This is a genomic window from Niallia sp. HCP3S3_B10 (assembly GCF_052064465.1).
Lineage (GTDB): Bacteria > Bacillota > Bacilli > Bacillales > Cytobacillaceae > Niallia > Niallia hominis.
The window spans coordinates 11,555-24,458 of the sequence record NZ_JBQHVO010000038.1; the positions used below are offsets into that span (position 1 = coordinate 11,555).

A 12,904-nucleotide genomic window follows, 5' to 3' on the forward strand; every position below is an offset into this window, starting at 1 on the left:
TGGAAGGAAGAGCTTTATGGCAGAAATACGTTTATACAACGGTGATTGTATCGAAACGATGAAGCAACTAGACGATGCATCTGTTGATTTGATAATAACCGATCCCCCATATAATTTAGGGAATTTTATGAAAAATAGAGATACCAATCTTGTAAAAATGAGAGAAAACTTTTTTGGAGCAGCTGGTTGGGATGACCTTGACTTTGATGATTGGCAAAAGTCAATGGATAACTTTTTTATGGAGTCTGCTAGGGTATTAAAAAAAGGTGGTTCTATGATTGTCTTCATGGCAATTATTAAAGTTGAAACGTTGATTAGGCTTGCAGAAAAAAGTGGATTTTATTATAAGACTACAGGTATTTGGCATAAGTTAAATCCAATGCCACGAAATATGAATCTCCATTTTGTCAATTCAACTGAAGCATGGCTATACTTCACATATAAAACACGTACAGGTACATTTAATAATGAAGGGCGTTTAATCCATGATTTTATAGAAACCTCAATTACACCGAATGGGGAGAAAAAATATGGCAAGCACCCTACTCAAAAGCCAGAACAATTAATGGAACATTTTGTGGAAATTTTATCTATTGAGGGTGATACTGTCTTGGACCCATTTATGGGAAGCGGAACAACTGGAGTAGCTGCGAAAAGACATAATAGAAACTTTATTGGAATTGAGTTAGATAAAGATTATTTTAATGCTGCATCTAAGCGTATCGAGGAGGTGCAAAATGAAGCCTAAAGTAATCGATTTATTTGCAGGTGTTGGAGGAATGTCTTTGGGATTTGAACAAATGGGATTTGATGTAGTATTTGCAAATGAATATGATGTCTCAATAGCAGATGCCTATAAAATAAACCATCCTAATACGGATATGTTAGTGGCCGATATAACAACTGTAGATTTTGAAAAAACATTTTCAAGGTATTTTGGGGAAATAGACGTGATTATCGGAGGGCCACCATGTCAAGGATTTTCGCAGAAGGGTCAGAGAAAAACAATTCATGATGAACGTAATTTCCTTTTTAAGTCTTTTGTGAGAGTTGTTGAGAAAGTACGACCAAAGTACTTTGTGATGGAAAATGTCCCCAATTTACTTACTGCTGAACGCGGGTATTTTAAGAAGGAACTAGAGAAACTCTTTAATGACATGGGTTACGAATTAAACATGGGAGTGTTAAATGCGTCAGATTATGGAGTGCCACAAAATAGAAGACGTGCGATAATTATTGGTAAGCAAGGAGATGTTGCCCCTTCACTCCCAACACCACAAGAAGGTAAAGTAACAATATGGGACGCAATAAGTGATTTAGCTTACTTGAATTCTGGTGAGGGATCTGAAAAACAAGAATATAGAAACCCGCCACAAAGTTCTTACCAAGAAACTTTGAGAAAAGAATCAACTATTTTATATAATCACGTTGCAACTAATCATTCTGCTTTAGCTTTAGAAAGGTTGTCATTGATTCCACCAAATAGTGGCAAGGAGGTTCTTCCAGAAGAGCACTTAACAAAATCTATTTATAGTGGTACTTGGACCCGTATGAGAAAAAATGAAGTATCTGTTACCATTACGACACGGTTTGATACACCATCATCAGGAAAGTTTACACATCCTTTTTTGAATCGTGCAATTACTGTTCGTGAAGCGGCTCGCATACAGTCTTTCCCAGACTCCTTTCACTTTGTTGGTACTAAAGGATCTCAAATGAAACAGGTAGGAAATGCTGTTCCGCCTTTATTAGCTAAAGCCATTGCTCAGGTTATTATGAAAGATATAGAAGTCTATAAGGAGGATACTGCATATGCAAAGGCCTGAAAACATGGAAATTTATGAAGATATAGATTTAAAGCTTGGCATTAAGTCATCTTTGCCCAACGTTAAAGCTACACTTGCCCTTTTTATTTTGATTTGGAAGAGTGAAGGACGTCCGGCAGAAGTAAAATATTCAGTTCAAGATGGTGATTCAATTCGTATTTCGGATGAACTCATGAATAAGCTTATTGCATACTCTTCACCAGTGTATAGTGCTCATGGCGTTTCGGATGATCAATTTCGTCAAACGGTGAATAACAATCAACTATTAAAATCACAAATGGAAGCTCTTATTGTAGCGTTTGAACTGTATTGGAAATTGGGCGAAATTGTTTTTCAGGATAATACTAAGCCTGTTAGTTCTGAGAGAACAGGTGGTGTGAGATATCCAAAAGAGATACATTTTACTTTGAATATGGATATTATTGATGTAGCTATGGCTGTGGCAGAGGAGAAATATAAGGAAGTTTTGCTTAATTGGTTGGGATTGAATGTTGCCACAAGTGAACGAGAAGATAAATTGCTTAAGTCCGTATTAACGGCTTTGTCAGAAACAGCCGTATTTAAACTTGATGATAGTGGTCAAGATGTAATTTTTAATCAAGATAGCATCTATCGTAAACTTTTAGCTACCACCGAACCAGTAGACATTAATGGTGATAAAGAAGCCAAGGGTTCATTACGAGTTCTGAAAACCTCGCTAAATGATGGAACTAATCCATATTTGAACTATTCGCGTGGAACAGTTACCTCTACAAATGATCCGGATCTAAACCTTGCCGATTATCAAAAACGTGTTTCTACATTCTTGTCTCTAAGTACTACAAAAATCGTAGGAATTGATGAGTATGAAGAAGTACAGAGTGGGGCAGATGCTGCACATGAATCCAATGATGACTATCTTACCGATTCTTCTAATGCTGAATTAATAAAATATAAAACAGGATATCAAACTGATTTCCACCATAATAGAATTATCTTTGGTGCTCCAGGAACAGGTAAAAGTTATACTTTAAATCGAGATAAGGAGACCTTGCTTAAAAATGGTGGCGAGTACGAGCGTGTGACTTTCCATCCCGACTATTCGTATGCTAACTTTGTGGGAACTTACAAGCCTACGATGGTGGATTCAGTAAAGAATCTGATTGGAAGCAAAGATGAGAGGGATGTTTTAACTGTTCTGTTGGATGATAAAACGGCTCAAGAAAAATATGATTTGCTATATGAAAAATTTAAAGATGGCGATTTAACTCGCTTACCACTTTTACTAGGATTATATAGTGATGACAAGTTTAAAACTAAGAAAAAAGATGGCTCTGATGCTAGTGGTGATAATAGCGTTGAACGAAATCATGGTCGTGCGATTAGGCCATATGTAAATCTGATTTCAAATAAACAACCTGCTAGTGAAATTGCATATGAATACGTTCCTGGCCCATTTATGAGGACGTATGTTAAAGCACTTAAAAATGCTCAGTCAGATAGTCCTAAGCCATTTTTATTAATTGTTGAAGAAATCAACAGAGCGAATGTTGCAGCTGTATTTGGTGATATATTTCAGTTATTAGACCGTGATGAGGATAATGTTAGTGAATATGCTATTCAAACATCTGAGGATATTAAAAAATATCTTGCTAAAGAATTAGGAGGTAATCCACAAGAGTATTCTGAAATCAAAATTCCAGATAATATGTTTATATGGGCAACTATGAATAGTGCTGACCAAGGAGTATTCCCTATGGATACTGCATTCAAACGTAGATGGGACTTCACTTATTTAGGTATTGATGATAGCGAAGAAAAAATTGTAGGTAAAACTGTTGAACTAGGTAAAGGTGCAAACAAGAGAATAGTTGAGTGGAATGAATTGCGTAAAGCGATAAATACTGAACTTCTTTCATATAAAGTGAATGAGGATAAGTTGCTTGGCCCATATTTTCTGTCAAGGAAAATCGTTCCTGAAACGGAGCCTATTGACCCAACAAAGTTTATCGCCACATTTAAGAGCAAAGTTATCATGTATTTATTTGATGACGCAGCAAAGCAAAAACGCCAGACTCTTTTTGATGGTTGTAATGATAAGACGACATACTCTTCTATTTGCAAAGAGTTTGAGGAAAAGGGTGTATTTATCTTTGCCAAAAATATCAGCAATAAATTCCCTGCTACTGCACCTACAAATAACCTTACAGGGGACGGTGCAGAATGATATCGAAGTTTGTCCGAGAACAGAAAAGATACAATCAAACTGAATTACAGGACATCTTTCAATGCTCGGAAGAAAAAACGGTAGATATTATTAAGCGTTTGAAAGAGTTTGGTGTTCTAAAGGCTGTTAAAGCTACGGATTCTCAAAAAAATATGTCAGACCTTTTGGAAGAGGATATTGAAGTTGCAGATGTAGAAATTGGTGAGAACGAATACCTTTATGTGTTTACTTTCGTTGGCGTAATAACCGTTTGGGGTTGTGTATTAAAATGCTATCCTAAATATATCTTAACTAATAATGATCCCTTAACTGAGTTAAAAACAATAATAAAAGTTCTTGAAAAGTATAATGCCAAAGAGCAAATCATTCGTATGTATAATGATAACAGTGAAAGTAGTGCTTTCAACTTGCTTGCTGTTATGATTTTCTTGCTACATGACTACTACGAAAATGGTGCATATACGAATACAAAGGATATAATTGAAACTAATGGTTCGGGTGAAATACTGTGGGACAAGACGATAAATGAGACCTTTACTTATCTCAGTAATAATCGACCATATTACATAGAACTGTTTACACAAAAACGTATAAATGATGATTTTGATTACTTTAAAAGACTCCATGAATCTATTATAAGTATTTGCTCTAGGGAACTAAAAGATGCAGATTTATTGGATTTGTTTGATATACTGCCGGTTGAAGTGTCCGATGAAGAACTTGATGACTTTGGAGAAAAAGACTATATACTTTACCGCATACAAAATGAATTGAATTTGCAGTTTAATACAAGAAAGCAGTTATTACTAAAGACGTTATACGCCTATGTTGCACATAGTAGCACACTTGCAGAAATTGATTGTTTCACTATGTTTGGTACAAACAGTTTTAATTTAGTATGGGAAAAGGTGTGTGCGGAAGTACTGGACAATCAATTACAGACTCCACTAGGTTCACTGCCTATTTCGTTATCTGACGGATATAATCCTTATGACCTGCTCATTTCATTAATAGAAAAGCCAAAGTGGAATGGTTATAAGCAAGATGGTTCTGAATTTCAAAAGGCCGCTAGGGAAACCCTCGTCCCAGACCTTGTGTCAATCCATAAGATGAATAACTCACATCAGTTCATTATATTTGATGCTAAGTATTATAATATTCAACTTGAGCATGGAAAAGAACTACGGGGACAACCTGGAATTGGTGATATTACAAAGCAGTACCTATATCAGTTGGCATATAAAAATTTTGTTAATGATCATGGAATTCAAGATGTTAAAAATTGCTTTTTGATGCCAACCGAACAACATAGCATTATTAATAAGGGATACGTCAATATAGAAATGTTAGATGCTCTCGGGTTACAGAATATACAAATAAGACAGTTGCCCGCAGAATTGATATACTCGCACTATTTAGCAAATGAAAAAATGGATATAGGCTTACTTCATTTATAAAGGGGATGTGGGGGAGTATGGCAGGTAATCGTTCATTTAAAGAATATGTGGCAGAAAGATTCTATAATAAAATGTTTGCTGCCATACAGGATTTCACCGAAGAAAACTACGATGGCTTAGACTTACGGCTATACAGAGTTCAAAACATCGGCGGCATTGAGTTATCAGATATAGAAGTAAAGTTCGTATCTGTTAATGACTTACCGGACATGAAAATAGAATTTGATGTTGCTGTTGAAGCTGAATTCGAAGTCCGTGAATCAAATCATCGTTATGATGAATCAGAAAATTGTCGGCAATGGTTTATGCTGGAATGCTCAGGAGATTTGGATTGCAATTTGGATGATTTTTCAATCTCTAGTATAACTGAGTATACTAGCAAAAATAAGCAGCCGAAACCTATGTCAGACTCCCTTGTCCCTATCATTCATAAGGAACAACTAGAATCTGTTGCCACAGACTTCCTTAGAAGACATTACCCTGAAGCATTAAAAAACCCAATGGCAGTTGAGCCACAGGTGTTGGCAGAAAAAATGGGCCTTACAGTAGAAATGAGAGAGATTACAAAGGATTTCTCTGTTTTTGGGCAGATATACTTTCACGACTGTGATGCAGAGTTTTATGATGAAGATAGCGATGAAATGGTACAGACCCATGTGAGTGGCCGTACAATAATCGTGGATCCTAAAGCTTACTTCCTTCGTAACCTGGGATCAGTCAATAATACTATTGTGCATGAGTGTGTTCATTGGGACCAACATAGAAAAGCATTTGAATTGGAACGGTTATATAATAGCAGTGCCACACGAATCAAGTGTCAGGTAGTCGGAGGTATAAAAGACAATACCAGAGATGCAACTGACTGGATGGAATGGCAGGCGAATGCCCTCGCCCCAAAGATACAAATGCCACTTGCTATGTTTAAAACCCAAGCGTTCAAATTTATTAAGCAATTCAGTTCAGAACTGGGAACATCTGAACTTATAGATGTAATGGAGCCAGTTATTGACGCCTTAGCAACGTTCTTCAGCGTATCTCGGACAGCAGCTAAAATTCGAATGATTGATGCTGGATACGAGGAAGCAATCGGAACTTTTACTTATATAGATGGTCGCTACGTCAAGCCACACAGATTTAAGAAGGGTGCGCTTGAAAGAAATCAGACCTTTTCTATAGGCGCCGAGGATGCTGCCATCCAAAGCATAACCAATCCAGAAATGGCCGCTCTAGTTAGAGACGGAAGTTATATATATGTAGATTCTCACTTTGTGCTAAACTATCCAAAATATTTAACACATGATATATTCGGACAAACGGTACTTACTGACTACGCACGAACCCATATGGAAGAGTGCTGCTTGGTTTTCGAGTTATCAGTCAAATCCGGGTGTAGGGAAAGATACTATACTGAATGTTTCCTCAACCGTGATAAGACATCAAATATAGATTTTGATATAAAGTATTGTAATGGTTTTGAGTATGCGGCTCCAGAAAAGAAGGCCCAATTACTAGCTGAAACAATAGCTGAAGAAATGCGAATCTATAATGAATTGCCAAATAGCTATACCAGCTCTCTCAAAATAGTACGTGAGTGGAAAAAAGTAACTTATAAAGAATTAGCAGAGAAAATATTGGTCAACGAGCGTACCATAAGACGAATCGTTAATGGTGAGGAACCGGGATCTATTAATTCCATTGTATTGATTTGCCTTGGACTTCATCTACCGCCAAATATTAGCAGTCATATAATTCGCAACTCACCATTTTCATTGAATTTCAATAATAACAGTCATATTTGGTATAACTTTGCATTAACTCACCTATATGCAAAATCGATGGATGAGATTAGAACGTTTTTACAGGAACATGGCGCAGAGCCATTATAAAATTCAATAATATTTTTGAAAAAGCGGACACAGGATGTCCGCTTTTTAGTTATTAACTAAGTAAGCCATACATGAATCCTTTTAAGGGTTTGTGTATGGCTTTTTTTATTGTTGTTTTTAGGTGTTTTTGTTGGGAAAAGCGTCATTTTGAGCCTGAAATTAACGGGCATGAGGTGTCCGCCAAGGCTGTCCAATTCTCACCTACAATAATGATAGATGAAGGAAAGGTCCTTCGTAGTTAGCAAGAATTAGACCATTCCTCGTCTACAAAAAAATATCAAATGCCTGATTTGCAATAAGGGCAAAGGATACATATTGCTACGTTTCAGTCCGTTTAGGATTGTTATGCGTTGCAATAGAAGTACCTTACCTTGTTGCGCTCATTTTCAGGACAAAGGGTCTGTGTACTTCGAGGCACAGACCTATTTTTGTATCCTTTGCCGCCAATGCAGTCCGGCGGAAAGGATGCAAAATGAAAATTAGAATTATGTACGACAACAAACCTACCTATTTGGAGGTACCAGACGAGGACTGCACTGTAATGATTGATATGGACTATGAGGACAGGCTGTCCTGTGCCGAAGATAAGGAAACTGTGACTCGACGTTCACCACAGGAGATTATGGACGAGCGTTTTAACAAGCCCGACTACAATAACTGGCATAAATTTGACAGACATAGAGGGATGCCAAAAAAACCATTCCGTAAGGACGACGAATCCGAGGATGCAACGGATCATATGGACTATCTCCCCGATAATACCCATGAAGTGGCACGAATTAAAAAGGAAGATTATGAATATTACTGTGAGATTATTCGTTCCATTCTCAAGCCAAAACATTCAGAACCTTTTATTGCTGTATATCTTGATGGCATGACAATGACTGAGTATGCAGAGCGTGAAGGTGTCAGTAAAAGCGCCATTTCACACCGTTTAAATACAGCCAAGAAGAATTTAAAAAAAGTTTTTCCAGAATCCTCAACTTTCCCCTCTTGCCACGGCTAATAGATAGAGGGCAGTACATAAACGCTCTCGGAAAGAGGTGAAGAACATGAAACACAACTTGAAAATCAGTGTTTCAAAAACTCCACAGTCTGGCGGGATTGTAACTTGCCGTAATGTCACCATAAGGGAGCGCTTCCTTCGTTTCTTACTTGGTGATAAGCAGAAGCTGACTATTCTTGTTCCGGGTGACACCGTACAGGAACTCGCCATCAGTGAGATTAAGGAGGGGGGATTAAACCATGAGCAAAATCAAACTACTTCTTGATGTGGTTTCTGATATGCGCTCTTTGGCAGACAGCATACAAGCGGTTGCTGATGCAATGGCGGGTAGTGAGCCTGTCGAAGCAAAAGAACCGACCACAACTGTAAAAGAGCCAGAACCAAAGAAAAAGGAAATCACTCTAGAGGAAGTCAGAGCAAAACTCGCTGAGAAGAGTCAAGCTGGTCTTACTGACCAAGTGAGAGAAATCATCCAAAAATACGGTGGCTCTAAATTAAGCGAAGTTGACCCGAAACATTATGCAGATATGTTGAAAGATGAGGAGGTACTAGGTAATGAGTGATCACGCAGTACTTTCCGCATCGGGGTCCCATAGGTGGCTTAATTGCCTTCCTTCTGCAAGATTGGAACTGGAATTTGAAAATAGTGAATCCAATGCAGCCGCTGAAGGTACCGCCGCTCATGCTCTCTGTGAACATAAACTTAAAAAAGCACTTCACATGAGAAGTAAACGGCCAGTCTCGGTGTATAACTCTGATGAAATGGAAGAACACAGCGATGCCTATGTGGAATTTGTAATGGAGCAGCTTGAACTGGCGAAACAAAGCTGTACGGACCCGTTAATACTTATTGAACAACGTCTTGATTTTTCTTGCTATGTACCCCAGGGGTTCGGAACTGGTGATTGCATCATTATTGGCGATAAAAAGCTTCATATTATCGATTTTAAGTATGGCATGGGAGTGTTAGTAGATGCAGTGGAAAACCCGCAGATGAAATTGTATGCCCTTGGTGCTTTAGAAATCTACGATAGCTTGTACGATATCGAGGAGGTTTCCATGACCATCTTCCAACCCCGCAGGGAAAATGTCAGCACATGGACAATCCCGGTAAAGGAATTAAAGGACTGGGCAGAAAATGAACTGAAACCAAAGGCGAAAAAGGCCTATGACGGTGAAGGTGAATATCTGACCGGTGAGTGGTGTACTTTCTGCCGAGCGGCTGTTAAATGCCGTGCAAGGGCTGAAGAAAAGCTGAAATTAGCACAGATGGAGTTTAAACTGCCACCCCTACTTCTGGACTCCGAAATTGAAGAAGTTCTTTCTAAACTGTCTGACCTTACAAAGTGGGCAAATGAAATCATTGCTTATGCCACGGATGCTGCTGTTAATCACGGGAAAGAGTGGCACGGTTTTAAGGTAGTCGAGGGCAGGTCTATCCGTAAATATAAAGACGAAGAGGCTGTGGCTGAAGTAGCCAAGGCAAATGGCTATAAGGATATCTATCGTCAGAGTCTCATTACCCTTACGGAAATGCAGAAGCTGATGGGTAAAAAGAAATTTGAGCAAATTCTCGGTGGTCTCATACATAAACCACCGGGCAAGCCAATGCTGGTTCCAAATTCGGATAAGCGGCCAGCTATGAATATATCAAACGTAAAAAACGAATTTAACGAAATAACGGAGGAATTGGAATATGAATAATCAAAACAGAACGAAGGTTGTTACAAGCGTCAACACACGTCTTAGCTACTTTCACGGCTGGGAGCCGGTATCCATCAATGGCGGAGCGGAAAAGTACAGCGTATCCGTATTGATTCCCAAAACAGATAAGGAAACCATCAATGCTATCAATGCAGCAGTAGATGCAGCCATTGAAGAGGGCATTGCAAAGTTTGGTGGTAAAAAGCCGAATAAGGCGGCTATTAAACTGCCACTTCGAGATGGTGACGTAGAACGTGATGACGAGGCTTACAAAGGACATTACTTTGTAAATGCCAACAGCAAGACTCCACCCCAAATAGTAGATAAAGCGGTTAGACCTATCCTGGATCGTAACGAGGTTTACAGCGGTTGTTATGCAAGAGTATCCCTAAATTTCTACGCTTTTAACTCTAATGGCAATAAGGGTGTAGCATGTGGTCTTGGCAACATCCAGAAGATAAGAGATGGAGAGCCTTTAGGCGGAAGAACCAATGCAGCTGATGACTTCACAACTATTGAAGATGATGATTTTCTAGCATAAAGAATAAATACAAACGAGGTGGTGGAGGTTGTTCTTCTGCCACCTCGTTTGTATTGGAAGGGGCGGTAATACATGAATTCTATTTCTATTGATATTGAAACATTTAGTAGTGCCAATCTTCAAAAGTCTGGAGTTTACCGTTATGCCGAGAGTGATGATTTTGAAATTCTACTATTTGGCTATTCGGTAGATTCTGGTGAAGTACAAGTTGTTGATCTTGCCTGCGGAGAGGAAATCCCAGCTGAAATTATAAACGCACTTATGGATGATTCCGTTACAAAGTGGGCTTTCAATGCAATGTTTGAGCGTGTGTGTCTATCAAAATGGCTTAACCTTACTGAATATCTTGACCCCGCATCCTGGAAATGTTCCATGATATGGTCGGCATATATGGGACTTCCTCTTTCTTTGGAGGGAGTCGGTGCAGTTCTAGGTTTGGAGAAACAAAAGCTAACAGAGGGTAAAGACCTCATCAAATATTTCTGTACACCTTGCTCCCCTACAAAATCTAATGGTGGTCGAGTTCGTAATTTACCAGAACACGACATGGATAAATGGGAGCGGTTTAAAGTATATAACATTCGCGATGTGGAATCCGAGATGTCAATACAACAGAAATTATCCAAGTTTCAAGTACCAGAGAACATCTGGGAGGAATATCATCTCGACCAGGTAATCAATGATCGTGGCATTGCCATTGACATGACTTTCGTAAAACAGGCTGTAGAGATGGATGAACATTCTCGTGAAAAGCTAATGGCTACGATGCAAGATATAACTAATTTGGAGAATCCAAACTCTGTACAACAAATGAAAGACTGGCTTGCCGACAATGGGCTAGAAACAGATACCCTTGGTAAAAAAGCGGTTGCTGAGATGTTAAAGACGGCTCCTGAACCACTAGGCACTGTTTTGGAACTTCGCCAGCAGCTTGCAAAATCATCGGTGAAAAAATACACGGCAATGGAAAATGCGGTATGTAGTGACGGTCGTGCAAGAGGAATGTTTCAGTTTTACGGAGCCAACAGAACCGGCAGATTCTCTGGCAGGCTGATTCAGTTGCAAAATCTCCCCCAAAACCATATGCCCGATTTGGAACAGGCTCGTGCTTTAGTTCGAAGCGGAAACTTTGATGCTCTTACTTTACTCTATGATTCAATCCCAGAGGTACTGTCGGAACTTATCCGTACTGCTTTTATACCGCGAGAAGGTATGAAGTTCATTGTGGCAGATTTTTCAGCGATTGAGGCTCGCGTCATTGCTTGGCTTGCAAGTGAAAAATGGAGAATAGATGTATTCCAAAACGGCGGTGACATCTACTGTGCCAGTGCCTCTCAGATGTTTAATGTACCTGTTGAGAAGCATGGTGTGAATGGCCATCTTCGTCAGAAAGGGAAAATTGCCGAACTTGCTCTCGGTTATGGCGGATCGGTTGGGGCATTAAAATCAATGGGAGCTTTAGAGATGGGGATTGAAGAAGAGGAACTTCAGCTTCTTGTAACGGCTTGGAGACAATCCAATCCCAATATTACAAAACTGTGGTGGGATGTTGACCGAGCAGTAAAAACTTGTGTTAAGCAGAAAACTCCTACAGAAACACACGGTATTAAATTTATATATCAAAGTGGAATGCTCTTTATTGTCCTTCCTTCCGGCAGGCGGCTTTCCTATGTAAAACCTCGTATGGGAGAGAACGTATTTGGTGGTGAGTCAGTTACTTATGAAGGTATCGGCGGGACAAAGAAATGGGAAAGAATCGAAAGCTACGGTCCCAAATTTGTAGAGAATATTGTTCAAGCAATCAGTCGTGACATTTTGTGTCATGCCATGCAGACATTAAAGAATTGTTCCATTGTGGCCCATGTACACGATGAAATTATCATCGAGGCGGAAATGGGTATGTCAATTTCTGCTGTCTGTGAGCAAATGGCAAGGACACCAACCTGGGCGAATGGTCTGTTACTCAGTGCTGATGGCTATGAGTGTCAGTTTTATCAAAAAGATTAAATTAATTGGTAATCGGATAATCGTGTGGGAGGAGGTTAAAAGACCTTCAATTTTTAAATAATGAAAACAGGATAGCACTTATTTTATGACCGGTACGTGCTATCTTGTTTGTTTAATAAACGCTCCATTTTTGTGGAATAAAGGGTTAAAATTCGAATCTTGAAGAAATATAGTGAAAGAACCGATTTTGACTCCTCTCTCTATAAAGTTAATGGCTCTGTTAAAGGTTGATGTTGAAAATTGATTACCTTCAAAAAAGTAGTTATAATAA

At 38.9% G+C, this 12,904-nt stretch carries 11 protein-coding genes; all 11 read left to right on the forward strand.

All coding sequences use genetic code 11. The features are described 5' to 3' along the window. Positions 1–16 precede the first annotated feature (16 nt). The 11 genes from ACTNDN_RS15895 (at position 17) to ACTNDN_RS15945 (ending at position 12,633) form a co-directional block, all read left to right on the forward strand. Positions 17–748, forward strand: a complete 732-nt coding sequence (locus tag ACTNDN_RS15895) for a DNA-methyltransferase (protein ID WP_082169272.1) — start codon at positions 17–19, stop codon at positions 746–748. Then, entirely contained in the window at positions 738–1,826 is a 1,089-nt protein-coding gene (locus tag ACTNDN_RS15900) for a DNA cytosine methyltransferase (protein WP_048717973.1), read from the forward strand. Before ACTNDN_RS15895 ends, ACTNDN_RS15900 begins: the two co-directional genes overlap by 11 nt. Further along, a complete protein-coding gene (locus tag ACTNDN_RS15905) occupies positions 1,813–4,032 on the forward strand; it encodes an AAA family ATPase (RefSeq protein ID WP_053094372.1) in 2,220 nt (739 codons plus the stop codon). Before ACTNDN_RS15900 ends, ACTNDN_RS15905 begins: the two co-directional genes overlap by 14 nt. Beyond that, positions 4,029–5,489 carry an LlaJI family restriction endonuclease gene (locus ACTNDN_RS15910; protein ID WP_048717975.1) on the forward strand — a complete coding sequence of 487 codons (1,461 nt, stop codon included), beginning with the start codon at positions 4,029–4,031 and terminating at the stop codon, positions 5,487–5,489. The genes ACTNDN_RS15905 and ACTNDN_RS15910 overlap by 4 nt, the downstream gene beginning before the upstream one ends. A gap of 17 nt (positions 5,490–5,506) precedes the next feature. Then, complete coding sequence (locus ACTNDN_RS15915) at positions 5,507–7,375, forward strand: helix-turn-helix domain-containing protein (RefSeq protein WP_048717977.1); 1,869 nt, start codon at positions 5,507–5,509, stop codon at positions 7,373–7,375. A gap of 472 nt (positions 7,376–7,847) precedes the next feature. Beyond that, a complete protein-coding gene (locus ACTNDN_RS15920; protein WP_239687080.1) occupies positions 7,848–8,381 on the forward strand; it encodes an RNA polymerase sigma factor in 534 nt (177 codons plus the stop codon). A gap of 46 nt (positions 8,382–8,427) precedes the next feature. Further along, a complete protein-coding gene (locus ACTNDN_RS15925; protein ID WP_048717981.1) occupies positions 8,428–8,646 on the forward strand; it encodes a hypothetical protein in 219 nt (72 codons plus the stop codon). 13 nt (positions 8,647–8,659) lie between these two features. Next, positions 8,660–8,944, forward strand: coding sequence for an rRNA biogenesis protein rrp5 (locus tag ACTNDN_RS15930; RefSeq protein WP_435406649.1), 285 nt, complete (start codon positions 8,660–8,662; stop codon positions 8,942–8,944). Then, on the forward strand, positions 8,937–10,085 hold the full coding sequence (locus tag ACTNDN_RS15935; RefSeq protein WP_048717985.1) for a DUF2800 domain-containing protein: 1,149 nt from the start codon (positions 8,937–8,939) through the stop codon (positions 10,083–10,085). Before ACTNDN_RS15930 ends, ACTNDN_RS15935 begins: the two co-directional genes overlap by 8 nt. Continuing rightward, positions 10,078–10,626 carry a DUF2815 family protein gene (locus ACTNDN_RS15940; RefSeq protein ID WP_001064737.1) on the forward strand — a complete coding sequence of 183 codons (549 nt, stop codon included), beginning with the start codon at positions 10,078–10,080 and terminating at the stop codon, positions 10,624–10,626. The genes ACTNDN_RS15935 and ACTNDN_RS15940 overlap by 8 nt, the downstream gene beginning before the upstream one ends. A 72-nt stretch (positions 10,627–10,698) precedes the next feature. Continuing rightward, entirely contained in the window at positions 10,699–12,633 is a 1,935-nt protein-coding gene (locus ACTNDN_RS15945) for a DNA polymerase (protein WP_048717986.1), read from the forward strand. Positions 12,634–12,904: the final 271 nt, after the last annotated feature.

What these genes read in the sequence shown, in the direction of transcription:
- ACTNDN_RS15945 (WP_048717986.1), top strand. Translation starts at nt 10,699, where the DNA reads ATGAATTCTATTTCTATTGATATTGAAACATTTAGTAGTGCCAATCTT.
- ACTNDN_RS15900 (WP_048717973.1), top strand. Translation starts at nt 738, where the DNA reads ATGAAGCCTAAAGTAATCGATTTATTTGCAGGTGTTGGAGGAATGTCT.
- ACTNDN_RS15915 (WP_048717977.1), top strand. Translation starts at nt 5,507, where the DNA reads ATGGCAGGTAATCGTTCATTTAAAGAATATGTGGCAGAAAGATTCTAT.
- ACTNDN_RS15895 (WP_082169272.1), top strand. Translation starts at nt 17, where the DNA reads ATGGCAGAAATACGTTTATACAACGGTGATTGTATCGAAACGATGAAG.
- ACTNDN_RS15910 (WP_048717975.1), top strand. Translation starts at nt 4,029, where the DNA reads ATGATATCGAAGTTTGTCCGAGAACAGAAAAGATACAATCAAACTGAA.
- ACTNDN_RS15925 (WP_048717981.1), top strand. Translation starts at nt 8,428, where the DNA reads ATGAAACACAACTTGAAAATCAGTGTTTCAAAAACTCCACAGTCTGGC.
- ACTNDN_RS15930 (WP_435406649.1), top strand. Translation starts at nt 8,660, where the DNA reads ATGCGCTCTTTGGCAGACAGCATACAAGCGGTTGCTGATGCAATGGCG.
- ACTNDN_RS15920 (WP_239687080.1), top strand. Translation starts at nt 7,848, where the DNA reads ATGAAAATTAGAATTATGTACGACAACAAACCTACCTATTTGGAGGTA.
- ACTNDN_RS15935 (WP_048717985.1), top strand. Translation starts at nt 8,937, where the DNA reads ATGAGTGATCACGCAGTACTTTCCGCATCGGGGTCCCATAGGTGGCTT.
- ACTNDN_RS15905 (WP_053094372.1), top strand. Translation starts at nt 1,813, where the DNA reads ATGCAAAGGCCTGAAAACATGGAAATTTATGAAGATATAGATTTAAAG.
- ACTNDN_RS15940 (WP_001064737.1), top strand. Translation starts at nt 10,078, where the DNA reads ATGAATAATCAAAACAGAACGAAGGTTGTTACAAGCGTCAACACACGT.